Here is a 24,534-nt window from a genome sequence, read left to right on the forward strand (position 1 = left end):
TTGCGGGATGGAACGACATCCAGCGGCGACGAGCGGGATGAGGGACGAATGTTCCTTGATTTAAAGTTATCCCTGCCTATACTGATAACCTGACTTGCGCAGGGAGGGCTTTAACATGGCTTGGCTAGAATTGAGCGAGGGTCAATCGATATCCTCGGTTTGCAACCGTACGAGGCGCCAGCGTAGCGTCCAGCACCTTTCCGGCGGGGGACCCAAGGGCCCGCCATCGGCACCGCCGACGATTCCGCCTATCATCATTACGCCATTCAGTTATCAGATGCCGGAACCGGCCATCGATCCGCGCATCACGCCGCTGCGGCCGCCGATCGCCGAACGGCCGCCTTGCATGACCTGTTAAGACCACGGTCCTGGTTGCACAAAAAACCGCGCCCGCGGGTTTTTGTGCTGGCCGCTCAGAAGGCGTGGCGCATGCCCAGCGCCAGTCCGCGGACGGTGGCGCCCGGGCTGACCGTCAGTCCGTTGATGGCAAAGTCATAGCTGCCGTTGCGCTGGTTCGCCAGCCGGGTGTAGAACAGGAACAGGCTGCTGCGCCGGGACAGGGCGTAGTCGTAGCCGGCCGTGTAATGGGTGGCGCCGGTGTCCTCGCCCTTGCGGATGAAGCCGACCTTTTGCCCGTCCGGCGCGCTGCCGGTGCCGTCGCCTGCGCGCGCCACGCCCAGGCGCAGGCCGTGCGGGCCGATCTGGTGGGTGACGGCAATATACGCCGCGTTGCGCTCCAGCGTGCCGGCCGCGGTTTCATACTTGAGCCGTTCGCCGATCAGCGCCACCCGGGTGTCGCCGAAGCGGTAGGCCGCCGCGATCTTGGCGCCGCTGTCGTTGCCGCCCCTGCCCTGGTAGTCGTGGTGGCGCTCGTATGCCGCGGCGGCATACCACGGACCCCGCTCCCAGACCGCCGCCGCCGACGTCAGCGCAGGCCTGGCGCCGCCGGCTGGACGTTCCTCGTTCAAGCCGTGGGCCAGGCGCAACTGCAGGCCATGCCACTGCGGCGACCAATAATGCACGCTGTTCTGCTGGCGGCGGTCGAAGGACGAGGTGTCGCTGACGTTGTCGCTGGTGGAGGCCGAGCCGTTGCCCATGATGCTCATGTAGCCGGCCGTGGTCGGGTAATACGGGTCGAGGCCGGCGGTGGCGCCGTTGTACGGCGTGACCCAGTTGCCGGCGAACAGCGTGCCGGCCGCGCCTTCGAGGCCGACGCGGGTGTCGCGCGCGGCCGGGCTGCCGGCGCCGGTGTCCGGCGACAGCGTGCCTTCGATCTGGAAGATGGCCTTCAGGCCGCCGCCCAGGTCCTCGCTGCCGCGAAAGCCCAGCACCGAGCGGTAGTTGCTTTCGCGCACCATGCTGACGGCCTGGCCCCTGGCGTCGGCCGTGCTGTGCATGCTCTCGAGGCCGAGGTTGAGGCGGCCATATACCTGCACGTCGCCGCCTTGCGCATGGGCAGGGCCGGCCGTCGCCAGCACGGAGGGGACCAGGACCAGGATCGGGACGAGATTGCGCTTCATTGACGACTTTCTATTGTTGTTAACCAGCGTGGCGCTTATTATTTCACCCCCACCCATATTTCGACACGAGCCATAAGCATGAGTAATCACTACCCCGATCCGGATCAGCAGCAGGACGACGACGCACCGATCCAGCAAGACCGCGTCTGGCAGGGCAATGGCTGGACCGCGCGCGTGATCAAGAACGAGGACGACGAGGGCTGGGCGGTGGCGATGATCAAGGATGGCGAGCCGGAGCCGGCGCTGGTCGGTCCGTGGACCATGGGCCGCGACAAGAAAAATCCCAAGCCGCTGGACGTCAATGCCTTCAACACGCTGGTCAAGACCGCCAATGAAGTGTTGCGCCGCCACGAACAGCAGCTGCATGCCCAACTGCACAAGAACCTGTTCATCAGCACCGACGACGGCCAGGTCAAGGTCACGCTGGACATCGTGCCGGACGAGGACGACCCCTACGCCAAACTGAGCGCGTTCGATCAGTACGGCGAGCAACTGGCGCAGGTGCGGGTGGTGCCGACGTTCAAGCTGAGCCCGGCTACCGCCTCGGCTTGGATAGAAAATAGTTATAAAAAACCCTAATTTCCTACATCATTTTCTATTTACTAGAATTAAGATTTCGTTAAATAAACGTGTAAGAGGATGTAACATCCTATCGTGCGCGGCCGTTCCAAATCGATGTGCCTGCTACATTTTGATCTCCTGTGCGGTGACTTTCATGCCGCACTTTCTGTTATTTAAGGAGAATCTCTATGCGACAAGTAAAAAACCTGGCTGGTGCAATCGTAATGGCCGGCGCGGCGCTGTTATCGCAAGGTGCGATGGCTGCCGATGTCAGCAATCCTAGCGCCGTGCTCGATCTGAGCGGCGGTTCCGATTTCTTCGGTCACCAGATTACCGGCAACAACGCCGGCAACAGTTTTTCCGACCGCTACACCTTCAACCTCGCTGCCGGCAGCACCCTCTTCGCCGACACCTTTTCGTCCTCCGGCAACGCCAAGAACGGCTTTGACATCCTGGATCTGAGCCTGTTCAACGCGGACGGCCTGGTGCTGAAAGGCACCCAGTTGTCGACCGGTAAAACCGATCAATGGGAGCTGAGCTCGAATACGCTGAGCGCAGGCAGCTACTATCTGCAAGTAACCGGCACCGTGCTGTCGAAAGCCGCCGGCGCCTACACCGGCAGCGCCACCGTGACGGCCGTGCCGGAACCTGAAACCTACGGCATGCTGCTGGGCGGCCTGGGCCTGCTGGGCGTGGTGGCGGCCCGTCGTCAGCGCAAGTCAGGCGACACCGCTTAAGCGTCCGCGCTCAAGAAAACAGCCAGGCCGTCCGGACGGCCTGGCTGTTTTTTTTTGTGCAGACCGGGCCCGACCTGATAGTATTTCCCATGTGCATGAACCCTACATAGGAAACCCGATGGAAAGTCGCCTCACCCGCCTGGAAGCCGTCCAAACGATGCTGCTTGAAATCGGGCGGAAATCCAGCAGCTGCACCGATATCAGCGAATTCCTGCAGGCCGTGCATGCGGCGCTGGGCCGCATCATGTATGCGGCCAATTTCTTTGTGGCGCTGAGCGACCGCGACGGCGCCGTCAACATGGTGCGCTTCGTGTATTTCGTCGACGAGGTCGACGAGCCGCCCAGCCGCGACGAGCTGTTCGAGCTGGTGCCGGGCGAATCGCCGACGGCGGCGGTGATCCTGAGCCGCGAGAACATGGTGATGACGGCGGCCGAACACGTCTCCAGGCGGGAACACAACGCCGCCTTCGGCATCGGCACCATCGCCGAGCACTGGATGGGCTGCCCGCTGCTGGACCAGAACCACCAGGCGCTGGGCGCCATCGTGATCCAGAGCTACGACAAGCAGCACACCTTCAGCGAGGAAGACCAGGCGCTGTTCGCGCTGATCGCCACCCAGGTCTCGAGCGCGCTGCAGGGCCTGCAGAGCATGGACCGGCTGGAGCGCGCGGTGGCCGAACGCACCAGCCAGCTGCAGCACGAGGTGGCCGAGCGGCGCCGCGCCGAGAACATCCAGCGCGCGCTGTACGAGCTGGCCAACCTGTCGGCCACCGCCACCGGCGGCAGCCGCCTGAACATGCGGCTGCACCAGATCATCAGCGAGCTGGTGCCGGCGCAGAACTTCCTGATGGCGCTATACCACCCGGATACCCGGGAAATCAGCGTGCCGTATTTTGTCGATGAAAAGGATGCCCAGGCGCCGGTCAAGCGTTTCGATTTCGGCATCGGCATGTCCTCCTACATCCTGCAGCGCAAGCAGGCCATGCTGCTGGACCGCGGCGCGTTGAACGCGCTGATCGCCAGCGGCGAGCTGGAGCACCCGCTGGGCAGCGTCGACATCGCCAGCTGGATGGGCGCGCCGATGCTGCTGGGCGACACGGCCTACGGCGTGATCATCGTGCAGAGCTATGACGACTCGGTGATCTACACCCAGGCCGACCTCGACATCCTGGCCTTCATGGCCAGCCACGTGGCGGTGGCGATCGCGCGCATGCGCGCCGAGAGCGAGATCCGCCGTGCCAAGGACGCGCTGGAAGAACAGAACGCGGCGCTGGAGAATGCGCTGACGTCGCTGAAGGATGCGCAGGGCGAGCTGGTGCGCCAGGAAAAGCTGGCCTCGCTGGGCCGGCTGGTGGCCGGCGTGGCGCACGAGATCAACACGCCGCTGGGCATCTGCGTGACGGCCACCAGCCACCTGGTGGAAGAGCTGAAGCTGACGCGCGAGGACATGGCCGCCGGCACGCTGGACGAGGACGGCCTGAACCAGTTCTTCGACATCATCGACCAGTCGCTGCGCATCATGACCACCAACACGCAGCGGGCGGCGGCGCTGGTGCGCAGCTTCAAGCAGGTGGCGGTGGACCAGTCGTCCGACGACATCCGCAGCTTCAACCTGCGCAAGTACCTGGACGAGGTGCTGCTGTCGCTGCAGCCCAAGCTGAAGGGCAAGCCGGTGGTGGTGGAGATCGACTGCCCGGCCAATATCGAGATGGCCAGCTTCCCCGGCGCGGTGTCGCAGATCGTCACCAACATGGTGGTCAACTCGCTGGTGCACGGCTTCGAGGAGGGGCAGTCGGGCAAGATCAGGATCACCGGCAAGGTCGACGGCGACTTCGTCGACTTCGACTACAGCGACGACGGCGCCGGCATGGACAACAGCACGCTGGCGCAGCTGTTCGACCCCTTCTTCACCACCAAGCGCGGCACGGGCGGCAGCGGGCTGGGCGCGCACATCCTGTACAACCTGGTGACGGGCGCGCTGGGCGGCACCGTCAAGGTGGTCAGCGCGCCGGGCATGGGGCTGCACTACAAGCTGCGCTTCCCCAAGATCAAGCGCAAATAATCAGTCGGGGAAGCGCTCGTTGATGGCGACGGCGCGGTCGATGTTCTGCACCAGCAGGTCGACATAGACCGGGTCGAGGTGATGGCCGGCCACTTCCTGCAGGTGCTCGACCACCTTGTCGATCGGCCAGGCTTCCTTGTAGCAACGCTTGTGCATCAGCGCGTCGAACACGTCGGCCACGGCGACGATGCGCGCGTACAGGTGGATGTCGTGGCCCTTGAGCCCCTGCGGGTAGCCGCTGCCGTCGAATTTTTCATGGTGCTGGTGGGCGATCACGGCGGCCGCCTTCAGAATGGGGCGCTGCGAGCCGTCGAGGATGGACAGGCCCACCGCCGGGTGCTGCTTCATGATTTCCCATTCGGCCGCGTCGAGCTTGCCCGGCTTGAGCAGCACCGCGTCCGGCGTGGCGATCTTGCCGATGTCGTGCATCGGCGCGGCGTGGCGCAGCACGGCCGTTTCGTCGTCCGGCATGCCGGACGCCTGGGCCAGCAGGTAACACACCTCGGACATGCGGCGCACGTGGTTGCCCGCCTCGTTCGAGCGCGACTCGACCACGTCGCCGAGGCGCAGGATCAGCTCGGCCTGGGTGTCGGTGATCTCCTGGGTCAGCAGGATGTTGTCGAAGGCGATGGCGACGCCGGAGCAGAACACTTCCAAGAGCTTGGTGTCGATCTCGGAGATTTCCTCCACGCCCTTGAGCACCAGCAGCGACGCCTTGCCGCTGTTGTTGGGGAAGTAGCCGATGTAGGTGTCGCCTTCGACGCGCGAGATCTTGTTGCTCTTGGCGACGTCGAGCTGGGCCAGCACGTCTGGACTCAGCAGCGAGCCGTCCTCGTCGCCGATCTGGGCCAGGATTTCGTACTCGTTTTCGCCGCTGATGGCGGTGGCGCCGCGCAGGCGCAGCAGCATGCTGTGCTCGAGGCGCAGCAGCGCGACCACCTGCTGCAGCAGGCCGTTGGCGAAGTCCTTCAGGTTGCGCTGCTGGAAAATATGGGCCGAGGCGGCGATCACGCGCTCCAGGCCTTCGCGGTAGTTCAGCTGCTGGCGACGGGCTTCCTCGACTTTCATGATGTCGCGGTAGGCGCGCAGCGCGGCGAAGGTGGTGGTGAACAGCTTGGTGCGGTCGAGCTCGGTCTTTTCCTTGTAGTCGTTGATGTCGTAGTTGACGATCACGCGTTCTTCCGGCGCCTGGCCGGGCTGGCCGGTGCGCAGCACGATGCGGGTGAACTGGTTGTCGAGGTCTTCGCGCATCCAGCGCGCCACTTCGAGGCCGCTGTCTTCCTTTTCCATCACCACGTCGAGGAACACCAGCGCGACATCGGCCTCGCGCGCCAGCACTTCCTTGGCCTCGGCGCCGCTGTAGGCGTGCACGAAGCTCAGCGCGCGGCCATCGAGGCGGAAGCGGCTCAGCGTCAGCTTGGTGATGTCATGAATGTCCGGTTCGTCATCGACCAACAGGACTTTCCAAGGGGCTAGCTTGGGTGTAGCAGAAGACAAGAAAGACATAAGGGCGAGTTCCGCAAAATGGCACTACTGTATGATTTTTTTCGATTGTAGTCCGACCCACAGTTATTAACAACAGGCAATAAAAATACCTGTTGCTCTGCACAACACTTCCCACGCCAACCGGGCTGAACCTATTGTACGTCGCACCATTGCGCGACGGCGCAGCGTTAGTCTTCTGTAACGCCATGTGCAACCGAAACAATACTTCGTTTTTGGCAATATTGCTATCTCTTGGCAAAATATTTTGCCCCGGCGGACAACAGCTTGTTTTTGTCGTAGACATAGGGTTCGTTTGAGCTTGCTCTATAAGTCTGCAGTTAGCCGGCGCTAGGATTTGGTTATTCTCATGCTGCGAGAGGCTCCAAAATGCTGAGCGCCAACTATGCCGACATACACGCGCAAATTGTCGAGCTGCTGGAATCCTCGCGCCGGGCCGCCGCGCGTAGCGTCAATTCCGTCATGACTGCGGCCTATTGGGAAATAGGCCGGCGCATCGTGAAGTTCGAGCAGGGCGGAGCTGAACGCGCCGCATATGGCGAGGAGCTGATTGAACGCCTCGGCGTAGACTTGAGCAAGCGCTTTGGACGTGGCTTCAGCATGCAGAATTTACTGCAGATGCGTAAGTTTTATTTGTACTGGCCGGAAATTCACCAGACAGTGTCTGGAGAATTGCGGTTGCCATGGTCTGCTTACGTACGGCTGTTGTCTGTCAAAAATCCGAATGCCCGCCTATTTTATGAAACCGAGGCGCTGCGCGGCGGTTGGTCCGTTCGTCAGTTAGACCGTCAGGTCAACAGCCAGTTTTATGAACGGACCGCACTTTCCCGGGATAAAACCAAGATGCTGGCGCAAGGCAAGCAAGCACGCGCCGCCGATGCCGACACCGGAAGAGGCGGTCAAAGACCCTTTTGTACTGGAATTCCTGGATTTGAAAGATGAGTACTCCGAGTCCGATCTGGAGGAGGCGCTGATCCAGCACATGGCTGATTTTCTACTGGAGCTGGGCGATGACTTTGCCTTTGTCGGCCGCCAGCGCCGTCTCCGGCTCGACGATACCTGGTTCCGTATAGACCTGCTGTTTTTTCACCGCCGTCTGCGATGTCTCGTTGTCATCGAACTGAAGACCGGCAAGTTCGAGGCCGCCGATGCCGGCCAGATGCATCTGTATCTGAACTATGCCCGTGAGCATTGGACCAAACCCGGCGAAAATCCACCCGTCGGCCTGATCCTGTGCGCGGCCAAGGGCGCGGCCGAGGCGCGCTATGCGCTGGACGGCCTGCCTAACAAGATTATCGCCGCCGAATACCAGATGCTGCTGCCGGACGAACAGCTGCTTGCGGCCAAGCTGGAACACTGGACGCAAAAAAGCCCGCCGGGCGCGTGAGCGCGCGGCGGGCCGGTGCGGACGGGCCGCTTAGCTCAGCGTCGGGAAGCCGGTCAGGTAGCCGACGGCGGCGCCGAAGCGGTCGCGGTAGTTGGCCTTGATCAGCGGATCCAGCGTCGCCTGCACCTTGGCGTGCAGCGCCGCGTCCCAGTCGCCCGGGTGCTGGAAGTTGCTCATGATGTAGGCGAAGCCGTTAATGTCGTCCACCGCGTGCAGGCCGGTCGATTCGGCGCCCGACGGCGTCGACAGCAAACGGGTCAGCGTCTTGGTGTCGACGTTGTAGGCCCACAGGAAGTTGTTGACGTGCAGGCCGCTGTCTTCGCCGATGAACAGCGTGCGCAGCTTTTCCGAGAACTTGATGTTGTCCGGATTGGCGATCTTGTCCGGATTGGCCAGGTTGCCCAGCGCGTCGGCCTTGGCCAGGTCCTCGCCCACCAGCGCCGGCACGGCGGCCATGTCGACCGGCACCCATTCGCTGTTGATGGCGGCGCCGCTGTCGTCCACCTGGCCGGCCTTCAGGTTCAGCGCGTAGACCACGCCGGCGTTCGGGCCCTTGACCGAGATGCCGCCGGAACCGTTGGTCATCGCGGCCTGGATGTAGCTCATCGCCGAGTAGGCGATCTTGTCCTTGGCGTTGACCGTCGTGCCTTCCATCTTGGTGAAGCCCATGCTGCCGCCCTTGAGCGCGGCGTAGCGGTGGGTCTCGAGGAAGGCGGCCGCCTTTTCCTTGCCCGGCACGATCTTGACCCAGTTGGTCTTGCCGCTGAACGGGATCCTGGTGTAGGTGGCGTCGGCCGGGTCGGCGGTCTTGACGCTGAGGATGTCGGCCGCCTTCAGCGTGTCGGCCAGGGCCTTGATCTCGGCGCTGGTGGCGCTGCCCAGCTTGATCCACGACAGCGTGGCCGAGCCGCCGTTGTCGGCGCTCTTCTGGTTCCACTTGGCGACGTACAAGGTGCCGCTGGACAGGTCCTGCGCCTTGTCGGCGACGAACATGAACAGGCCGCCGTTGGTGGCGTCGTCGCCCATCAGCGCGGTGCGCTCGTCCGGCATCACCTGCACCAGCTCGTGCGAGATGCGGCCCATGCAGTAGTGCTTCTTGATGCTGCCGGTGCCGTCCGGGTTGACGGTGATCTCCGGCATGTGGCCGTAGTGGTAGGGGTTGGCCTTGGCGGCGTCGCCGTACAGGTTGGTGCTGAAATTGGCGAACTGGGTGTTGCTGGCGATGGCGGTCGCGTCCGGCTCGTATTCCTCGCTCGACAGGTGGGTGTTCCACGGCGAGCGGCTGGCGCCGCAGGTGATCCACAGGCCGTTGACGCCGCTGGTGTTGACGTTGTGGTACTTGACCAGCGACAGCGCGCCGGTGGTCTTGTCCTGGTCCAGCGTCAGCACCGCGATCGGCGACGGCAGCATGCCGTACATCGAGTCGCCCTTGACGTTGCGGGTGGTGTATTCGAACTGCACCACGGCGAACACGGTGTTGCCCTTGACGCCGGCGACGGTGGGCGCGGCCAGCTTCAGCAGCGAGGTGCCGTCCGGGCAGTCGGAGAAGAATTGGCGCTGGCCGGCGTCGGTCTTGTCGACGATGGGCTTGTTGTTGATGTCGTAGTAGCCGCCGGCCAGGATGGTGCCGCCGCTGCCGTTGGCGACCAGGGCGCCGGTGACGAAGAAGGTCTGGTAGGCCAGCTGGTAGGGCTGGGTCTTGCCGTCCGAATAGGTGGCGTTCAGGGTCGAGCCGACCGTGGTGGTGGCCATCTTGGCGGCGTCGGCCAGGGTCGGCGCGGCCATGCCGGAGAAGGTCACGGACATCAGCTGCGGCGCGGCGGCGGCGGTGTCGCCGCCACCGCAGGCGGCCAGCAGGGTGGCGGTGGCGCTGCCGCCGGCCAGCGGCAGCAAGGGACCGGCGGACAAGAATTTGAGGATGCTGCGGCGGGACAGATCGAGAGACTCGGTCATGATAAATCCTGTTGTAGTTGTGGCCGTTCCATGTGCCGCGCGGCCGCGGCATCATGCGAGGCGGTGGCTGCACCTCGACGGCCGCAAGCTTAACTATTTGGTATGACAGGGGCGTGACAAAGCGATACTTGGCGATACAAAAGGATACAAAGCGGCGGCGTGAGCGTGGCGGGGTAACTTTGGTAACAAACTTATTCCACCCGGGCCAGTGGCGGCGAAAAGGTCTATATTGTCAGCATCAACTGTGAAGGAGCAGCAAATGCGATCCATGACCAAATCCATGCTGGCGGCTGCCGTGCTGCTGGCCAGCGCCGCCGCCTGGGCCGACGTGAGCGTCACCTTTGTCAAGCCGGAGGAGTTTGCCGACGTGCCGCGCAACAGCATCGACCGCGACCGCACGCTGAAGGATTTCAGCGACTATTTCGCGACGCTCAACAAGAAGCTGCCCGCCGGGCAGAACCTGAAAGTCGAGATCCTCGATATCGACCTGGCCGGACGGCTGTGGCCGCGCCGCACGGGCGACGATATCCGCGTGATGAACGGCGGCGCCGACTGGCCGCACATCCATCTGCGCTATACGCTGGAGCAGAACGGCCAGGTGCTGCGCAGCGGCGACGAGCACATCTCCAACATGATGTACCAGCAGCGCATCAACCGCTATTCGGACGGCGACCCGCTGCGCTACGAGAAGCAGATGCTGGACGAATGGTTCGACAAGAACATCGTGCCGAAGGTGGCCGCCCGCTGATCAGCTGATCAGTCGAGGCGGTTCACCTTGGGGAACTTGGCCAGGAACTCGGGCGCCATCGGCGTCACCTGGCTGGTCTTGTAGTTGAAGAAGACAAAGCCGGACTTGGCCATCGCCACCAGCTTGCCGTCGCGCGGGCGGGTGATGCGGAAGGTGATGTCGCCGCCGTACTGGTTGAAGTCCATCACGCCGACCTCGAACAGCAGCTGGTCGCGCGCATGCGCCTCGGTCTTGTAGGTGGTGGCCAGGTCGGTGACGATGATGCCGACGCCGCCCGTGTCGGCGCCGCTGTCCTGCACGCCGAACTCGAACAGGAAGCGGGCGCGCGCCTCGGAGATCATCGAGATCATCGAGTCGTTGCCCAGGTGGTTGGCGCCGTTGATGTCGGTGACGCGCACGGTCAGCTGCGTGGAAAAGTAATATTGATCTTCGGGGAAGTCCAGCTTTAAGCGTGCCATGGCGCCTGCCTTTGTGTCGGTTGTCAGAGTTGTTCGCCGAGGAACAGCAGCGTGTTGCCGTGCGCCTGGGCGGCGGCGCGCTGGTTGTAGGACGAACGGTGGTTGCAGTTGAAGCCGTGTTCGGCGTCGGCGTAGACGTGGATCTCGACCTGGTCGTTGTCGTCGAAGCGTTCGGCGATGCTGGTCACGGCCGTCAGCGGGATATGGCTGTCGGCGCTGCCGAAGTGCATCAGCATCGGCACCTTGATCTGGCCGGCGCGTTCCAGCGCGTTCTGGATGCCGCCGCCGTAGTAGCACACGGCCGCGTCGACCAGGCCGTTGGCGGCCGTGTGGTAGGACAGGCGGCCGCCGAAGCAGTAGCCGATCGAGGCGATCTTGCCTTCCACGCCGTCGAGCGCGCGCAGCGTCTTGACGGTGGCGGCGATGTCGGTTTGCGCCAGCGCGAAGTCGGTGGCGTTCATCAGTTCGACGGCGCGCTTCCAGCCCGCGTCGTCATAGCCCAGTTCGATGCGCGCGCCGTTGCGCCAGAACAGGTCGGGAGCGATCACCACATAGCCGTCGGCCGCGTACTGGTCGGCCACGTTGCGGATATGCTGGTTGACGCCGAAAATCTCCTGCAACAGCACGATGCCGGGGCCCTTGCCGCCGCGCGGCAGCGACACGTAGGCGCCGAAGCTGCCGTCGGCGACGGCGATATCGATCCACTGGGTGTTGGTTTCCATGGTGTTCCCTTAATGCGGGGTCAGTGCCGACATTGGCGCACGAACTCGTGTGCCAATGTCGGCACTGACCGCAGGTTTAGAAAGCGGCCATCGTACTCCGTTTTGCGCGGCGCTGCAGCGGAGCTCAGTTGTGCACTTCGCGGGTGTAGATCACCGGGCCGGAACGGTAGACGCCGAAGGTCGCGCGGCCGGGGACGGCGGGCAGATACAGGTTGGACCAGCTGGCGGGATTCAGCGTCACGTCGGTCGAGACGGCCGTGTTGGGGGCGGCCATCAGGAAGCTGGCCTTGCCATTGTTGAAAGTCAGGCTGCCTGGGCTTTTGACCGTAAACGCCGGGCAGGCGATCGCCACGCCTTGGCCGTTCTTGCAATTGGTGAAGGTGATGCCGGGACTGGCGCCGATGCCCTGCGCGTCGGCCGTATAGGCGGCGTTGAACACGTAGGCGCCGGCTGCGGCCGAATAGTACTGCGACTGCACAGCCATCGGCATGCTGGACGTTTCGGAACCGTAGTTGTTGCCAAGCTGCATGCGGCCGCTGACCACCGTCAGCGGGATTTCCGTCGACGTGGCCGGACTGCTGCGTGCCGACGTGACCAGGTCGGCGTCGATCGCGCGCACGTAGACCAGGCTGGGCGCTGTCGGCGTGCTGGTGAAGGCGAGGTTGGGCAGGCTGGCGGCAAGCACCATGCCGACGCCCTTGTCGAAGGTGACGGGGGTGGTCGGGGGGGGAGGGGCGGTATTGGCATTGACCAGGGTGCCGGCCGGCCATGCGGTGCTGCCGCCGGCCGCGGTCCAGGCGGACAGCGTGATGGCTTTCGCAAACGCGGTGGCCGGCGACGGCGGAGCGCTGCTGTAGTTTTGCGTCAGCGCCGGCGTGGCCGCGCCGTTGTAGGCCTTGATCAGCACGTAGAACGGCTGCTTCGAGTAGATGAAGCTGCCGCTGACGTCGTACGGCGCCGGGCAGGGGTTGTTCATGCCGCCTGCCTGCGAGCATTTCATGGTCACGCCGGTATTCTGGCTGGATGGCAGTTCGCCCCACACCGGCGCGGCCGGCGCAACCGCCTTGGGCGGCAGCAGTACGTCGAAGTGATCGGGGATGAAGCGGCCCACCTGCAGCGTCCCCTGGGTGTTGAAGCCGGCCGCCGGGTTGCCCATGTAGTTGGAGGTGACGTTCGTCAGCGCTGATGAAATCGTGATGTAGCCGACGTCGCTGTAGCTCCACTGGCCGGTGGCGCCGCTGACGCTGGTGGACACACCGTTGGAGATCGGCCCGAACAGGCCGCTGGTGATGGCGCCGTACGGATTGGTGGCGGGGATGGACGAGGTGGGTTTGAAGTTTTCCGGCGTGCTTTCCTTGCCGAAGTTGGTGGTGACATTGCCTGGCGTATTGACCGCCGACAGCGTGACGGTGAACGGCGCGCTGGCGTTGGCGAACATGCCCGGTCCCATCACCGGCGTGTTATTCACCCGCAGCACGGTGATCTTGATCCGGGCCGGCGCCGCAGTGAACGAGGTGCTGCCGGTGGCGGTGAAGCCAGTGTTGGGGGCGCTGGTGCCGGTGTAGCTGGCCGTCAGACCGACTTTGCCCACCTCCGGGTACTGGAAGCCGGTGCTGACGCTGCCGCTGACATCGAAGTGCAGCGTGACGTTGCTGGTGGCGGCACCGCAGGCCACGCTGGTGTAGCTGCCACTCTGGTTCTGGATCTGCACCGGCGTCGCGGCGGCGTTGGAGGGGTCCGTGTAGCCGCAGCCGAAGGCGACCGGCACGGTGACGTTGCTGAGCAGCGGTACGCAACTGGGGTTGTTGCCCTGCGCCTGCAGCGCCTGCACCACCATATTGACGCCGCTGGCCATCGATAGATGGTCGGGCACCGACACGGTCAGGCCCTGGGTGCTGAAGGCCATCGTGCACGAAGTATTGTTGGCGGCGGCATTGACGCAGGTGCTGGCGCTGGCCACGCCGGCAGCGCTGGCCGACAGCGTGGCGTTGCCGGCCGTGAACTGCTGCACGCTGGCCGTGCCGCTGCCGCTGATGGTCGCCACCTGGCCGCCCGGCGACATCGTGACCTGGGTCGCTGCGCTGTAGTGCGGCGCGGTGCACGCGCTGTTGGCGCAGGCGGTGACGGTGACCGTCTGCGGCTGGCAGGTCAACGCGGTGCCGTTGTGGGTGATCTGGAAGTGGTCGGGACCGCTGGGCGTGGCGGCGCCGCAGGTGGGGTTGTAGTTGTACGAGCTGGGCTTGGTCACGCAACTGCAGTTGCTGGCGCCGGCGCCGGTGCAGGTGATGGTCTTGCCGACGGTGGCGCCGTGGTCCAGATAAATCGAATTGACCGCGGCGTTGCCGCTGATGTAGTCGCCCGACGCGTGAGTGGTGACGTCGCGGGCCGACAGGTCGCCGTTGATGGTGCCTTGGGAGCCGATGTCGACGTCGCCGGTGAAGGTGGCGTTGCCGTTGACGGTCACGTTGGCCGAGTGCAGGGTCAGCGAGCCGCCAGAGATGTTGCCGGTGATGGTGCTGCCGCTGCCGACTTCGAGCGAACTGGAGGCGACGATATCGCCCTTGACGGTGGAGCCTGCCGGATTCAGCGTCACCGTCGGCGCGGTGATGTTGCCGGTCACGCTGCTGCCGGACGGGAGCGTGAAGGAGTTGCTGGCGTTGACGTTGCCTGTGACGCTGAGCGACGAGTTGCTGGTGATGGTGGTGCCGCTGATGCTGCCGACCACGGTCGCGCCGGAGCCGAGGTCGACGATGCCGGCCGAGGTGATGCCGGCGCCGACGCGCGTGCCCGAATTGGTTTGCACCGAGCCGGCGCTCAGGCTGCCGCCGATCTGGTTGCCCGAGCCGAGGTTGGCCAGGCCGCTGACGCTGACCGAACCGGTGATGACCACGTTGGCGTTGGTGCTGATGCTGCTGCCGGCCACCGGGCCGTTGATGGTGTTGCCCGATCCCAGGTTGACGGTGCCGCCGACCGTCAGCGCCCCGATGTTGACGTTGGAGTTGGTGCTGATCGAGGCGCCGCTGACGGCGCCCGTTATCGTGGTGCTGGAACCGAGGTCGATGGTGCCACTGACGCCCACCGTGCCGCCGATGTTGACCGAGGAGCCGGTCTGCAGCGAGGCCGCGGTTACGCTGCCGGTGATGGCGCCGCCGGTGGCCACGCTGGCCTGGCCGTTGGCGCTGACGGCGCCGCCGAAGGTGCCGGAGCCCAGCAGAAAGTTGCCGCCCGCCGCCAGGCTGCCGGTGGCGTTGAGCAGGCTGGGGTTGATCTGCGACAGGTCCAGGTTGTTGCTGCCGGAAGTTTGCAGCCTGGCGCTGCCGCTCATCTGCAGGCTTTGGTTGTAGGCCAGGCTCACCGCCGAGTTGACCACCACGGTATACCCGCTGGCGATGGCCACGCTGTCGTTATAGACGGGCAGCAGCAGCGCGCTGCAGGTATAGGTGCTGGTCGGGCTGTTGTACGTGCAGCCGGCCACGGCGCCGCCATTGAAGTCGAGCGTGGCGGCCTGCGCCAGGCCTCCTAGCAACATGGTCGAAAGAACAAGCCACGCGAATTTGAGTTTCATATCCCACACCGCTCACACCGGAAAATTCCTGCCTGAATTATAGGCGTTTCCCGGGCGTTGCCGTGTGGCATATATCCGACGACGATGCGCCTGCTCAGGGTTAGCGCTTGACCTTGCCGAAGGCGTCGCCCGCCTTCCAGGTCTGCATCGCCGGCGCGTTGGCCACCGCGTAGCCCAGGTTGAGCGTGAACTGCGCCTGCTGCACCATACCCGACAGGTCCCAGTCGGCGTGGTATTCGTCGGTGACCTGGTGGTAGTCCTGCTTGAAGGCGACCAGCCGCGCGGCCGATTTGACCGGATCCTTGACGAAGCTGAAGTGGCCGTCGCCGGAGAACACCGCCGAGCCGACGTTGAACGCCGGCACGCCGGCGCGGGCGAAGTTGAAGTGGTCGGCGCGGAAGTAGGCGCCGGACAGGTCGGGAATGGCTGGCGCCAGCTTCAGGCCCATCTGCCTGGCCACCGTGCCGGCCGCCTCATACAGGCTGCTGCGCTCGGCGCCGGCGACGCCGATGTCGCTGGTCAGGCCGACGAAGTTCATGCTGTCGAGGTTGAGGTCGGCCGAGGTCCGGGCCAGCGGCCAGGCCGGGTTCTGCACGTAGGCGGCGCTGCCCAGCAGGCCCTGTTCCTCGGCGGCCGGCCACAGGAAGACCTGGGTGCGTTTGGCCGGATGCTTGACCGCTTCGGCCGCCATCGCCAGCAGCGCGGCGGCGCCGGAGGCGTTGTCGATGGCGCCGTTCCAGGTGTGGTCGGTCTTGTCGTCGCGGCGCGTGCCTTCGTCGATGCCCAGGTGGTCCCAGTGGGCCGAGTAGACCACGGCCTGCTCCTTCAGCTTGGCGTCGCTGCCGGGCACGATGCCGGCCACGTTGAACTGCTCGATCTGGCGGATCGCGCTGTGCACTTCGGCGTGCACCGTGGTTTTCAGGTCGACCGGCTTGAAGTCGCGCCGTTCGGCGCTGGCGCGCAGCGCGTCCAGGTCATGGCCGCCGGCGGCGAACAGCGCGCGGGCGGTGTCTTCCTGCAGCCAGCCTTCGACCGGATTGCCGCCGCCGGCCAGGTGGAAGCGCTCGTGGCTGAAGCCATTGGCCGGCACGCTCCACGGATAGGAGGCGGACGGCGTGGTGTGGATCAGCAGCACGCCGGCGGCGCCCTGGCGCACCGCCTCCTCATATTTGTACAGCCAGCGGCCGTAGTAGGTGTAGGCCTTGCCGGCGAAGCGGTTCGGTTCCTCGGCGGTGGGCTGCGGGTCGTTGACCATCATGACCAGGATCTTGCCCTTCATGTCGAGGCCCTTGTAGTCGTCCCATTTTTCCTCGGGCGCGATGACGCCGTAGCCGACGAACACCAGTGGCGCGTCGATGGCGACGTCGGTCTTGCCGCCGGCGGTGCCGAAGACGATCTCGCTGCCGTTCTTCGGCGTCGTGCTCTTGCCGCCGGCGGCGTCGAAGCGCACGAAGCTGCGTTCCAGCAGCTTTGTGCCCTCGATCTTCACCGGCAGGCGGTAGCCGCCGCCGGCCAGCGGCTTGAGGCCGATGATGGCGGCCTGGGTCTCCAGATAGCGCACCGCGAGGTCGCCGCCGCGCTGTCCGGTGCCGCGGCCTTCGAACAGGTCGTCCGCCAGGAAGGATAAGTGGGCGCGCAGCGGCGCTTCCGTCACTTTGGGGGCTTGCTGGGCGCTCGCTTGCAGGGCGAGGGTGGCGGCGATGGCGAACAAGGGAAGACGCATGTTGACTCCGAAAAGATGTGATTCGATGCTGAAGCCGGTTATCTTACACGGTAGTTCAACACAATCAGGGAGACATATGAAGGTCATCATCATCACCGGCGGTTCGGACGGCATCGGCGCGGAGATGTCGCGGCAGCTGGCGCGGCGCCACGGCGCGGGCGTGGCGCTGGTGCTGGCGGCGCGCAATCGATCCACGCTGGAGCAGGTTTCTGCGGAATGCATGGCGGCCGGCGCCCAGACCCTGGTGGTGCCGACCGATGTCGCGGTGCAGGCGCAGTGCGCGGCGCTGGTGGAGGCCTGCGTGGCGCGCTACGGCCGCATCGACGCGCTGGTCAACAACGCCGGCCGCTCGGCGCATGCGCTGTTCGAGGAGGTCGCGGACCTGGCGTGGTACCAGGAACTGATGACGATCAACCTGTGGGGCAGCGTGTGGTGCACGCACGCGGCGCTGCCTTATCTGAAGCAGTCGCGCGGCGCCATCGTCGCGGTGTCGTCGCTGGCGGGGCTGGTCGGGGTGCCGGGGCGCACCGCCTACAGCGCCACCAAGTTCGCCATGGGTGGCTTTTTCGAGGCGCTGCGGGCGGAACTCAAAGCGGCGGGCGTGAGCGTGACGCTGGCGTATCCGGGCGTGGTGGCGACGCAGATCCGCCATCGCGGCTTCAACGCCGCCGGCGGGGCGCTGGGCAGCAGCAGCCTGAAAGAGGACAAGGCGATGCCGGTGGAGCAGTGCGCGGCGCTGATCTTGGCCGGCATGGAGGGCCGCAAGCGCGAAGTGGTGATGTCGGCCAAGGGCAAACTGGGACGCTGGATGAAGCTGATCGCGCCGGGCCTGGTGGAGAGGATGGCGCTGGCGGCGCTCAAGGACGACGTCAAGCCGCGCTGAGGTCCGCATTGAGGTCAGTTGTAAGCGAGTGTAAGAGTCGGTAAGAGGTTGTAATGCCGGTCAACTCAGCGCAGGCGGGCCGCGTTTTTTGCTCATGCGACACGGGATTGTCCCGATGCCGAAACTAGAAAAAGGAAATACATCATGACCAAAATTATCGCTTCCCTGATCGCCGGCCTGTTCGCTACCGCAGCATTCGCACAAGCGCCAGTCGCCGCCACCGCCGCCGCTCCTGAAGTCAAGCCAGCCGTGGCCAAAGTCGAAGCGAAAACCGAAGTCAAGCCCGAAGTGAAGGCCGAGGCCAAAGCGGAAGTCAAGACTGAAAAAACCAAAGTCCATCACAAGGCAAAAGAACACAAAGCCGCGGTGCCGGCACCGGTCGCCAAGGCGGACAGCAAAGTCACCGTCGCAGCAAAGTAAGTCGAAGCATTAATTAGCTAAACCATATAAACCAATACCAAGGAACTGAATCATGAAAAAAGTCATCGCCACCCTGATCGCCACCCTGTTCGCAGGCGCCGCATTCGCTCAAGCTCCAGCCGCTTCGGCTTCCGCCAGCGTCGCCGCATCGACCCCGGCTCCAGCCGCATCGGCACCGGCAGCGAGCGCACCAGCCAAGAAAGTGCATCACAAGAAGGCCAAGGCTGCAAAAGCCGCCAGCGCACCGGCAGCTTCGGCACCGGCAGCACCAGCAGCTTCGACGCCTGCAGCCAGCAAGTAATTTGGACGTTAGTTCTGGCCCCCGCCAGTGCATGACGTGCCGCCCCGGACCCTCAGGGCCTGGGCGGCGCAAGAAAAGAGACAGGGTCCAACCTGTCTCTTTTTTTATTTGGCCAGCTCTTCGAGCAGGGCGCGGTGGAAGGCGGCCGGGTCTTCCATCTGCGGGGCGTGGCCCAGGCCGTGGAATTCCACCAGCGTGGCTTGCGGGATCTGCTTGACGACCTGCTTTCCCAGCACGTCGTAACGGCCGATCCGCGCCTTGACCGCCGGCGGTGCGATGTCGCTGCCGATGGCGGTGGTGTCGGCATCGCCTATCATCAACGTGGTCGGCACCTTGAGCAGCGGGAATTCGTAGACCACCGGCTGGGTGAAGATCATGTCGTAGATCAGCGCCGAATTCCACGCCACCTGCTTGTGGCCCGGTCCCGCGTTCAGGCCGGCCAGCATGTCGACCCAGCGTTCGTACTCCGGCTTCCAGCGGTTGACGTAGTAGGTCGACTTCTCATAGGCGCGCACGCTGTCGGCCGACAGCTTCAACTCCCGCTCATACCACTGATCGACGCCGCGCGACGGCACGCCGAGCGCCTTCCAGTCTTCCAGCCCGATGGGATTGACCAGCACCAGCCGCGACACGCTGTCCGGGTACATCAGCGCATAGCGGGTGGCGATCATGCCGCCGGTGGAGTGGGCCACCAGCGCCGCGCGTGACACGCCGAGGTGACGCAGCAGCGCCTCGGTATTGGCGGCCAGCTGCTGGAAGCTGTATTGATAGCGTTCCGGCTTGGTGGACGCGCAAAAGCCGATCTGGTCGGGCGCCACCACGCGGTAGCCGGCCGCGCTCAGGGCGGCGATGCTTTGCTCCCAGGTGGCGCCGCAAAAATTCTTGCCGTGCAGGAGAACGGCGGTCTTGCCGTTGGCCGCGCCGGACGGCGCCACGTCCATGTAGGCCATCTGCAGCTGCTGCCCCTGTGAGCTGAAGCTGTAGTGCCGCAGCGGATAGGGATAGTCGAAGCCCTGCAGTTCGGGACCGTAGGTTGCGGCCGACGCCGGGCCGGCGAGGGCGGCGGCGAGGATGAACAGATTGCGCATGGTGGAATCGCTCCGGAACAGGGGAAGCCGCCAATATAGGCCATTTGCGAACGTCGCGCTTTGGCGTCTAAACAGGCGGTTTTAAGCAAAAAAGGTCCCGAACCGGCCAGAGAGAGTAAACTACGCACAAATTTCTTTCGCAATTAGGCGATTCGAACATACTTGTGAGTGACGCCATGTCTGCAAATCCCGTATCCCCCATCGCCCTTTTTTCCGACCTGAACCTCAGTGCGCCGTTGATCAAGGCCCTGAAAGAGGTCGGCTACGAGTCGCCGTCGCCGATCCAGGCCGCGACCATCCCTTCGCTGCTGGACAACCAGGACGTGCTGGGCCAGGCCCAGACCGGCACCGGCAAGACCGCCGCCTTCGCGCTGCCCATCCTGTCGCGCATCGATATCAAACAGACCACGCCGCAGGCGCTGGTGCTGGCGCCCACCCGTGAACTGGCGATCCAGGTCGCCGAGGCGTTCCAGACCTATGCCGCCCACATCCCCGGCTTCCACGTGCTGCCGATCTACGGTGGCCAGAGCTACGGCCCGCAGCTGTCGGCGCTGCGCCGCGGCGTGCACGTCGTGGTCGGCACCCCGGGCCGCGTCATCGACCACCTGGACAAGGGTTCGCTCGACCTGTCCAAGCTGAAGACGCTGGTGCTGGACGAAGCCGACGAGATGCTGCGCATGGGCTTCATCGACGACGTCGAGCGCATCCTGCAGGAGACGCCGGAGTCGCGCCAGACCGCGCTGTTCTCGGCGACGATGCCGTCGGCGATCCGCCGCATCGCCAACACCTATCTGCGCAATCCGAAGGAAATCACCGTCGCCGCCAAGACCGGCACCGCCGAGAACATCCGCCAGCGCTACTGGCTGGTGTCGGGCATGCACAAGCTCGACGCGCTGACCCGCATCCTGGAGGCGGAGAACTTCGACGGCATGATCATCTTCTCGCGCACCAAGCTCGGTACCGAGGAACTGGCGAGCAAGCTGCAGGCGCGCGGCTTCTCGGCCGCCGCCATCAACGGCGACATCCAGCAGGCGCAGCGCGAACGCACCATCCAGCAGCTCAAGGACGGCAAGATCGACATCCTGGTGGCGACCGACGTCGCCGCGCGCGGCCTGGACGTGGAGCGCATCAGCCACGTGGTCAACTACGACGTGCCGCACGATCCGGAAAGCTACACCCACCGCATCGGCCGCACCGGCCGCGCCGGCCGCAGCGGCGAGGCGATCCTGTTCATCACGCCGCGCGAGAAGAACCTGCTCAAGTCGATCGAACGCGCCACCCGCCAGCCGATCGGCATGCTGGAGCTGCCGACCATCCAGGCCGTCAACGACGTGCGCATCGCCAAGTTCAAGTCGCAGATCAGCGAAACGCTGGCCCAGGGCGAGCTGGAACAGTTCCAGTCGCTGATCGAGGACTTCGAGCGCGAACAGAACATCCCGGCGATCGAGATCGCCGCCGCGCTGGCCAAGATGGCGCGCGGCGACGTGCCGCTGCTGCTCGACAAGAAGCAGCAGACCGCCGCCGCCACCTGGGACGAGCGTCCGGGCCACCAGGTCGGCTTCGAACGCCATGGCAGCCAGGACCGTGGCGACCGGGGCGACCGATTCGAGCGCGGCGAGCGTCCGGAGCGTGCCGACCGCAGCGAGCGTTTCCCGAAAAAGGAACGCATCGTGCGCGCGCCGGACGCCGGCATGCAGACCTTCCGCATCGAAGTGGGCTACCAGCACGGCGTCAAGCCGGGCAACATCGTCGGCGCCATCGCCAACGAGGGCGGCATCGACTCCAAGAACATCGGCCGCATCGAGATCTACGACGACTACAGCGTGCTCGACATGCCGGACGACCTGAGCGGCGACGTGCTGGAGCACCTGGCAGGCATCAAGGTGGCCGGCCAGCAGCTGCGCATCAGCCGCGACAGCGGTGATGGCGCCGCGGCGCCGGCCCCGGCTCCGGCGGCCCGTCCGGCCCCGGTCCGGAGCGCCCCGTCGGCCGCGCCCGCCGCATCCGCCGCCCCGGCGGCGCCGGCCCCTTCGCCGCTGGCCAAGGCCGCCCGCGTCGACAGCGCCGAGCTGGACGAGGCCGCGCCAAAGAAGAAAAAGGAAAAGCCGGGCAAGATCGCCTTGCCGATGAGCGCCTTCCGCATCGAAGTGGGCAGCAACCATGCGGCCACGCCGTCCAACATCGTCGGCGCCATCGCCAACGAGGCGGGCCTGGAAGCCAAGCACATCGGCCGCATCGAGATCTTCGACACCTACAGCATGCTGGAACTGCCGGACGGCATGCCGCCCGAGCTGTTCAAGCACCTGGGCAAGGTGTGGGTCGGCGGCGCGCAGCTGAAGATCAGCCATGCCGAGCGCATGCCGCCCGAGTCGGGCAAGTCCACGCCGCCGAAGAAGCCGGCGCCGGGGCAGAAGGACAAGTTCAAGTCCAAGCCAGCCGGCAAGAAATACTAAACACGACGGGGCCGCAAGGCCCCGTTTTCACGTCCGCGCAGTGCACGAGCACGGTGCTGCGTTGCACCAAAACAAAGCTTGGCGAGCCTTAAATATTGCTCGTACACCAATCCGCTCACGGCCTGTCCACCGCGCTCCCATAGCGCCGCCGCCGCGCCGGCATGCCTGGCCCGCTTATTGCATGGCTGATAGCCCAATCGTTATAAAAGGCATCCCTTGAGATGCCTCCACCTGAGACACGTCGTTTAGCATGGGAGTATTGAAATGACTCAATTCAGGAAATTGTGGACTACTTTTGTCGACGCCATCAAGCCGCAAGTCTTGCGCGAGCAAGACCAGGTCGGCCTGCATTCGATCTTCATCGATACGCGGCCGTTTAACGTTGCCTCCTTCTCTGACAAGGACCGCTGATGCTGTTGCGGAACGACCTGCTGCAGTACACGCATCCGTCTCCGCGCACCGTCCGCATCCTGTGGATCGCTCCCGAGCAAAGCCACGCCTATGTATTTGACGTGGCGGCCCGCTCGGCCGACGTCGAGTTGATCCAGCTGTCGGTGCTGCATGCCGACATTCGTGCCGGCCACGCCAGCGTGTTGCCGGCCGACCCTTACCTGATGGTCGTCAGCCAGGAGCTGCTGCCGGCCAAACACCTGCAACTGCGCGCCCGCGCGTGGGCGATCGTCGAACCGCTGGTGGCGCTGGAGCCGGGCATCTACGAGGCACGCCAGCGCGGCCAGCTGATCGCCCAGGCCACCGAGGCGCACGGCGTGTCGCACCCGACCATCTACCGCTACCTGCGCCGCTACTGGCAGCGCGGGCAGACGCCCAACGCGCTGCTGCCCGACTACGGCAACTCCGGCGGGCGCGGCAAGGTGCGCCAGGCTTCGGCCGGCGTCAAGCGGGGGCGCCCGCGCAAGAGCGGCGCCGACGCGGGCCCGGGCCTGAACGCCGACGAGGAAATCCGCCGCACCTTCCGCGTCGCCACCGCGCATTACGCGGCCGGCCACGACAAGTTCTCGCGGCTGGGCGCCTACCAGCAGATGCTGGCCGACTTCTTCATCGAGCGCCATATCGACGCCGACAGCGGCCGCGTGCTGACGGTGGCGGGCAGCCAGGACGCCGTGCTGCCGACCTTCGGCCAGTTCAACTACTGGCTCGATCACGACGACGACCGCCCGCCCGAAGTGGTGCGCCGCAACGCCGCCGCAACCGCCAACACCGCCGCCACCGCAACCGCCGTCGCCGCCGCAAATGTTCCCGATGCCGCGTCCGCGCGCTTCGCCTCGCTGCCGGCCGGCGGCCGTCCCGGTGCCGGCTTCTACCTCGATGCGGTGCGCGCCGAGGTGCAACTGGTCTCGCGCGCCGACCGCCACCAGGCCATCGGCCGGCCGCTGGTCTACCTGGCGCTCGACTCATACAGCCGCATGGTCACCGGCGTCTACATCGGCATGGGCCAGGCCAACTGGCAGCACGCGATGCTGGCGCTGGCCAACTGCGGCGCCGACAAGCAGCGCTACAGCCAGCAGCTGGGCCGCCGCATCGAGGCGGCGCAGTGGCCATGCCGCCACCTGCCCGAGACGCTGTTCGCCAACAGCGCGCTGACCGGCGACGCCGAGCGCGATGCGCTGCTGAACAACTTCAACCTGCGCTGCGTGACCGTCGACCACGGCCCGGACGACTGGAAGGCCGTGCTGGAAAAGCGCTTCCGCCTGGTGGCGCCGCACGCCGACGGACTGCCGTGCCGCCTGGACGGCGTGCTCGACCTGCAGCAGTTCACCCGCATCGTGGTCGACTGCATCCTGTACTACAACAACCGGCAGCAACTGGCGCATGCCGGCGGCGCCACGCCGCGCCAGCTGTGGGACTGGGGCGTGGCCCATCGCGGCGGCAGCCTGCGGACCTATCCCGAGCACCTGATACGCTGCAGCCTGATGCCGGTGGCGCAAGCCGACGTCGCCGGCGACGGCATCCATCTGTTCGATAGTATTTACACCTGCGCCCGCGCCATCAACGAACGCTGGTTCGAGCGCGCGCGCCTGCGCGGGCAGTGGAGCGTGCGCGTCGCCTACGATCCGTCCAACATGGACATGGTTTATTTGCTGGACCCGAACGCGCCGATGCAGTTCCACGCCTGCCACCTGGCCGACGGCAGCGCCGCGCACCAGCAGCTGTCGGCGGCGGAAATCGCCCGCCTGCCACGCACCGTCGCCAATCCCGCCACCTCGGCCAACACGCCGCTACGTACCACTACGCAGGCTTTCGCCAGCTTCGCTAACTGATTCCATAGCTTGATAGCCAACGGCGCGATCCAGCGCCGTGCAGACCACTTTGCGACATGCCGGTGCGTGCCACTTGCTGGTGCGGCAGGGTGGAGCCGTTTCCAACCGGCCCGCGCCGCGCTTGGCGCGCGCGACCGCCACACCGAAAATAAAGTCCATGCGGCACAAATA

18 protein-coding genes and 1 pseudogene are annotated in these 24,534 nt (G+C 65.1%); 11 read left to right on the top strand and 8 right to left on the bottom strand.

Annotated elements, in window-relative coordinates; all coding sequences use genetic code 11:
• Positions 1 to 413: 413 nt before the first annotated feature.
• The gene (locus ACSQ3S_RS04670) at positions 414 to 1,520 is read right to left on the bottom strand and encodes a porin (protein WP_436141695.1); all 1,107 of its coding nucleotides are present in this window, start codon (positions 1,518 to 1,520) and stop codon (positions 414 to 416) included.
• A 78-nt stretch (positions 1,521 to 1,598) separates the two neighbouring features.
• Between ACSQ3S_RS04670 and ACSQ3S_RS04675 the strand changes: the two genes are divergently transcribed.
• The 3 genes from ACSQ3S_RS04675 to ACSQ3S_RS04685 all read left to right on the top strand — a co-directional run bounded on the left by ACSQ3S_RS04675 (position 1,599) and on the right by ACSQ3S_RS04685 (position 4,880).
• A complete protein-coding gene (locus tag ACSQ3S_RS04675; RefSeq protein WP_436141696.1) occupies positions 1,599 to 2,099 on the top strand; it encodes a hypothetical protein in 501 nt (166 codons plus the stop codon).
• Between the two features lie 170 nt (positions 2,100 to 2,269).
• On the top strand, positions 2,270 to 2,818 hold the full coding sequence (locus ACSQ3S_RS04680) for an FxDxF family PEP-CTERM protein (RefSeq protein WP_436141697.1): 549 nt from the start codon (positions 2,270 to 2,272) through the stop codon (positions 2,816 to 2,818).
• A gap of 118 nt (positions 2,819 to 2,936) precedes the next feature.
• Positions 2,937 to 4,880, top strand: coding sequence for a GAF domain-containing sensor histidine kinase (locus tag ACSQ3S_RS04685; RefSeq protein WP_353404108.1), 1,944 nt, complete (start codon positions 2,937 to 2,939; stop codon positions 4,878 to 4,880).
• On the opposite strand, the gene ACSQ3S_RS04690 is transcribed toward ACSQ3S_RS04685, so the two are convergent.
• Positions 4,881 to 6,386: a DUF3369 domain-containing protein gene (locus tag ACSQ3S_RS04690; protein ID WP_176655393.1), complete on the bottom strand. Its 1,506-nt coding sequence runs from the start codon at positions 6,384 to 6,386 to the stop codon at positions 4,881 to 4,883.
• 366 nt (positions 6,387 to 6,752) lie between these two features.
• Between ACSQ3S_RS04690 and ACSQ3S_RS04695 the strand changes: the two are divergent.
• Positions 6,753 to 7,770 (top strand): annotated as a pseudogene (locus tag ACSQ3S_RS04695) (PDDEXK nuclease domain-containing protein).
• A 30-nt stretch (positions 7,771 to 7,800) separates the two neighbouring features.
• Here the strand turns inward: ACSQ3S_RS04695 and ACSQ3S_RS04700 are convergent.
• The gene (locus tag ACSQ3S_RS04700) at positions 7,801 to 9,723 is read right to left on the bottom strand and encodes a PhoX family protein (protein WP_436141698.1); all 1,923 of its coding nucleotides are present in this window, start codon (positions 9,721 to 9,723) and stop codon (positions 7,801 to 7,803) included.
• Between the two features lie 268 nt (positions 9,724 to 9,991).
• Here ACSQ3S_RS04700 and ACSQ3S_RS04705 point away from each other — a divergent pair, with 268 nt between their 5' ends.
• Positions 9,992 to 10,471 carry a DUF3016 domain-containing protein gene (locus ACSQ3S_RS04705; protein WP_436141699.1) on the top strand — a complete coding sequence of 160 codons (480 nt, stop codon included), beginning with the start codon at positions 9,992 to 9,994 and terminating at the stop codon, positions 10,469 to 10,471.
• Positions 10,472 to 10,479: 8 nt separating this feature from the next.
• Here ACSQ3S_RS04705 and ACSQ3S_RS04710 read toward each other — a convergent pair whose 3' ends face one another.
• The 4 genes from ACSQ3S_RS04710 to ACSQ3S_RS04725 form a co-directional block, all read right to left on the bottom strand.
• Positions 10,480 to 10,929 carry a thioesterase family protein gene (locus tag ACSQ3S_RS04710; RefSeq protein ID WP_176655397.1) on the bottom strand — a complete coding sequence of 150 codons (450 nt, stop codon included), beginning with the start codon at positions 10,927 to 10,929 and terminating at the stop codon, positions 10,480 to 10,482.
• 23 nt (positions 10,930 to 10,952) lie between these two features.
• Positions 10,953 to 11,651, bottom strand: a complete 699-nt coding sequence (locus tag ACSQ3S_RS04715) for a dienelactone hydrolase family protein (protein ID WP_176655398.1) — start codon at positions 11,649 to 11,651, stop codon at positions 10,953 to 10,955.
• Positions 11,652 to 11,775: 124 nt separating this feature from the next.
• Positions 11,776 to 15,216: a DUF6701 domain-containing protein gene (locus ACSQ3S_RS04720; RefSeq protein WP_436141700.1), complete on the bottom strand. Its 3,441-nt coding sequence runs from the start codon at positions 15,214 to 15,216 to the stop codon at positions 11,776 to 11,778.
• A gap of 100 nt (positions 15,217 to 15,316) precedes the next feature.
• Positions 15,317 to 16,939, bottom strand: coding sequence for a M28 family peptidase (locus ACSQ3S_RS04725; protein WP_436141701.1), 1,623 nt, complete (start codon positions 16,937 to 16,939; stop codon positions 15,317 to 15,319).
• A gap of 76 nt (positions 16,940 to 17,015) precedes the next feature.
• Here ACSQ3S_RS04725 and ACSQ3S_RS04730 point away from each other — a divergent pair, with 76 nt between their 5' ends.
• The 3 genes from ACSQ3S_RS04730 (at position 17,016) to ACSQ3S_RS04740 (ending at position 18,543) form a co-directional block, all read left to right on the top strand.
• Positions 17,016 to 17,822 (top strand): SDR family oxidoreductase, encoded by an 807-nt coding sequence (locus ACSQ3S_RS04730; protein WP_436141702.1) that lies wholly within the window; start codon positions 17,016 to 17,018, stop codon positions 17,820 to 17,822.
• A 144-nt stretch (positions 17,823 to 17,966) separates the two neighbouring features.
• The gene (locus ACSQ3S_RS04735) at positions 17,967 to 18,242 is read left to right on the top strand and encodes a hypothetical protein (protein ID WP_353404114.1); all 276 of its coding nucleotides are present in this window, start codon (positions 17,967 to 17,969) and stop codon (positions 18,240 to 18,242) included.
• Between the two features lie 52 nt (positions 18,243 to 18,294).
• On the top strand, positions 18,295 to 18,543 hold the full coding sequence (locus tag ACSQ3S_RS04740; protein WP_436141703.1) for a hypothetical protein: 249 nt from the start codon (positions 18,295 to 18,297) through the stop codon (positions 18,541 to 18,543).
• A 104-nt stretch (positions 18,544 to 18,647) separates the two neighbouring features.
• On the opposite strand, the gene ACSQ3S_RS04745 is transcribed toward ACSQ3S_RS04740, so the two are convergent.
• Positions 18,648 to 19,631: an alpha/beta fold hydrolase gene (locus ACSQ3S_RS04745; protein WP_353404116.1), complete on the bottom strand. Its 984-nt coding sequence runs from the start codon at positions 19,629 to 19,631 to the stop codon at positions 18,648 to 18,650.
• A 176-nt stretch (positions 19,632 to 19,807) separates the two neighbouring features.
• Here ACSQ3S_RS04745 and ACSQ3S_RS04750 point away from each other — a divergent pair, with 176 nt between their 5' ends.
• The 3 genes from ACSQ3S_RS04750 (at position 19,808) to ACSQ3S_RS04760 (ending at position 24,363) form a co-directional block, all read left to right on the top strand.
• Positions 19,808 to 22,084, top strand: a complete 2,277-nt coding sequence (locus ACSQ3S_RS04750) for a DEAD/DEAH box helicase (protein ID WP_436141704.1) — start codon at positions 19,808 to 19,810, stop codon at positions 22,082 to 22,084.
• A 264-nt stretch (positions 22,085 to 22,348) separates the two neighbouring features.
• On the top strand, positions 22,349 to 22,495 hold the full coding sequence (locus ACSQ3S_RS04755) for a hypothetical protein (protein WP_176655406.1): 147 nt from the start codon (positions 22,349 to 22,351) through the stop codon (positions 22,493 to 22,495).
• Positions 22,495 to 24,363, top strand: a complete 1,869-nt coding sequence (locus ACSQ3S_RS04760; protein ID WP_436141705.1) for a Mu transposase C-terminal domain-containing protein — start codon at positions 22,495 to 22,497, stop codon at positions 24,361 to 24,363. The genes ACSQ3S_RS04755 and ACSQ3S_RS04760 overlap by 1 nt, the downstream gene beginning before the upstream one ends.
• Positions 24,364 to 24,534 lie beyond the last annotated feature (171 nt).

The organism is Duganella sp. LjRoot269, assembly GCF_964254095.1.
GTDB classification, from domain to species: Bacteria; Pseudomonadota; Gammaproteobacteria; order Burkholderiales; family Burkholderiaceae_D; genus Rugamonas; species Rugamonas hordei.

Bases quoted from the DNA above. Each gene is read 5' to 3' on its own strand.
- ACSQ3S_RS04730 (WP_436141702.1), top strand. From the start codon at position 17,016: ATGAAGGTCATCATCATCACCGGCGGTTCGGACGGCATCGGCGCGGAG.
- ACSQ3S_RS04760 (WP_436141705.1), top strand. From the start codon at position 22,495: ATGCTGTTGCGGAACGACCTGCTGCAGTACACGCATCCGTCTCCGCGC.
- ACSQ3S_RS04740 (WP_436141703.1), top strand. From the start codon at position 18,295: ATGAAAAAAGTCATCGCCACCCTGATCGCCACCCTGTTCGCAGGCGCC.
- ACSQ3S_RS04735 (WP_353404114.1), top strand. From the start codon at position 17,967: ATGACCAAAATTATCGCTTCCCTGATCGCCGGCCTGTTCGCTACCGCA.
- ACSQ3S_RS04715 (WP_176655398.1), bottom strand. From the start codon at position 11,651: ATGGAAACCAACACCCAGTGGATCGATATCGCCGTCGCCGACGGCAGC.
- ACSQ3S_RS04755 (WP_176655406.1), top strand. From the start codon at position 22,349: ATGACTCAATTCAGGAAATTGTGGACTACTTTTGTCGACGCCATCAAG.
- ACSQ3S_RS04705 (WP_436141699.1), top strand. From the start codon at position 9,992: ATGACCAAATCCATGCTGGCGGCTGCCGTGCTGCTGGCCAGCGCCGCC.
- ACSQ3S_RS04745 (WP_353404116.1), bottom strand. From the start codon at position 19,631: ATGCGCAATCTGTTCATCCTCGCCGCCGCCCTCGCCGGCCCGGCGTCG.
- ACSQ3S_RS04670 (WP_436141695.1), bottom strand. From the start codon at position 1,520: ATGAAGCGCAATCTCGTCCCGATCCTGGTCCTGGTCCCCTCCGTGCTG.
- ACSQ3S_RS04680 (WP_436141697.1), top strand. From the start codon at position 2,270: ATGCGACAAGTAAAAAACCTGGCTGGTGCAATCGTAATGGCCGGCGCG.
- ACSQ3S_RS04725 (WP_436141701.1), bottom strand. From the start codon at position 16,939: ATGCGTCTTCCCTTGTTCGCCATCGCCGCCACCCTCGCCCTGCAAGCG.
- ACSQ3S_RS04675 (WP_436141696.1), top strand. From the start codon at position 1,599: ATGAGTAATCACTACCCCGATCCGGATCAGCAGCAGGACGACGACGCA.
- ACSQ3S_RS04720 (WP_436141700.1), bottom strand. From the start codon at position 15,216: ATGAAACTCAAATTCGCGTGGCTTGTTCTTTCGACCATGTTGCTAGGA.
- ACSQ3S_RS04710 (WP_176655397.1), bottom strand. From the start codon at position 10,929: ATGGCACGCTTAAAGCTGGACTTCCCCGAAGATCAATATTACTTTTCC.
- ACSQ3S_RS04750 (WP_436141704.1), top strand. From the start codon at position 19,808: ATGTCTGCAAATCCCGTATCCCCCATCGCCCTTTTTTCCGACCTGAAC.
- ACSQ3S_RS04700 (WP_436141698.1), bottom strand. From the start codon at position 9,723: ATGACCGAGTCTCTCGATCTGTCCCGCCGCAGCATCCTCAAATTCTTG.
- ACSQ3S_RS04690 (WP_176655393.1), bottom strand. From the start codon at position 6,386: ATGTCTTTCTTGTCTTCTGCTACACCCAAGCTAGCCCCTTGGAAAGTC.
- ACSQ3S_RS04685 (WP_353404108.1), top strand. From the start codon at position 2,937: ATGGAAAGTCGCCTCACCCGCCTGGAAGCCGTCCAAACGATGCTGCTT.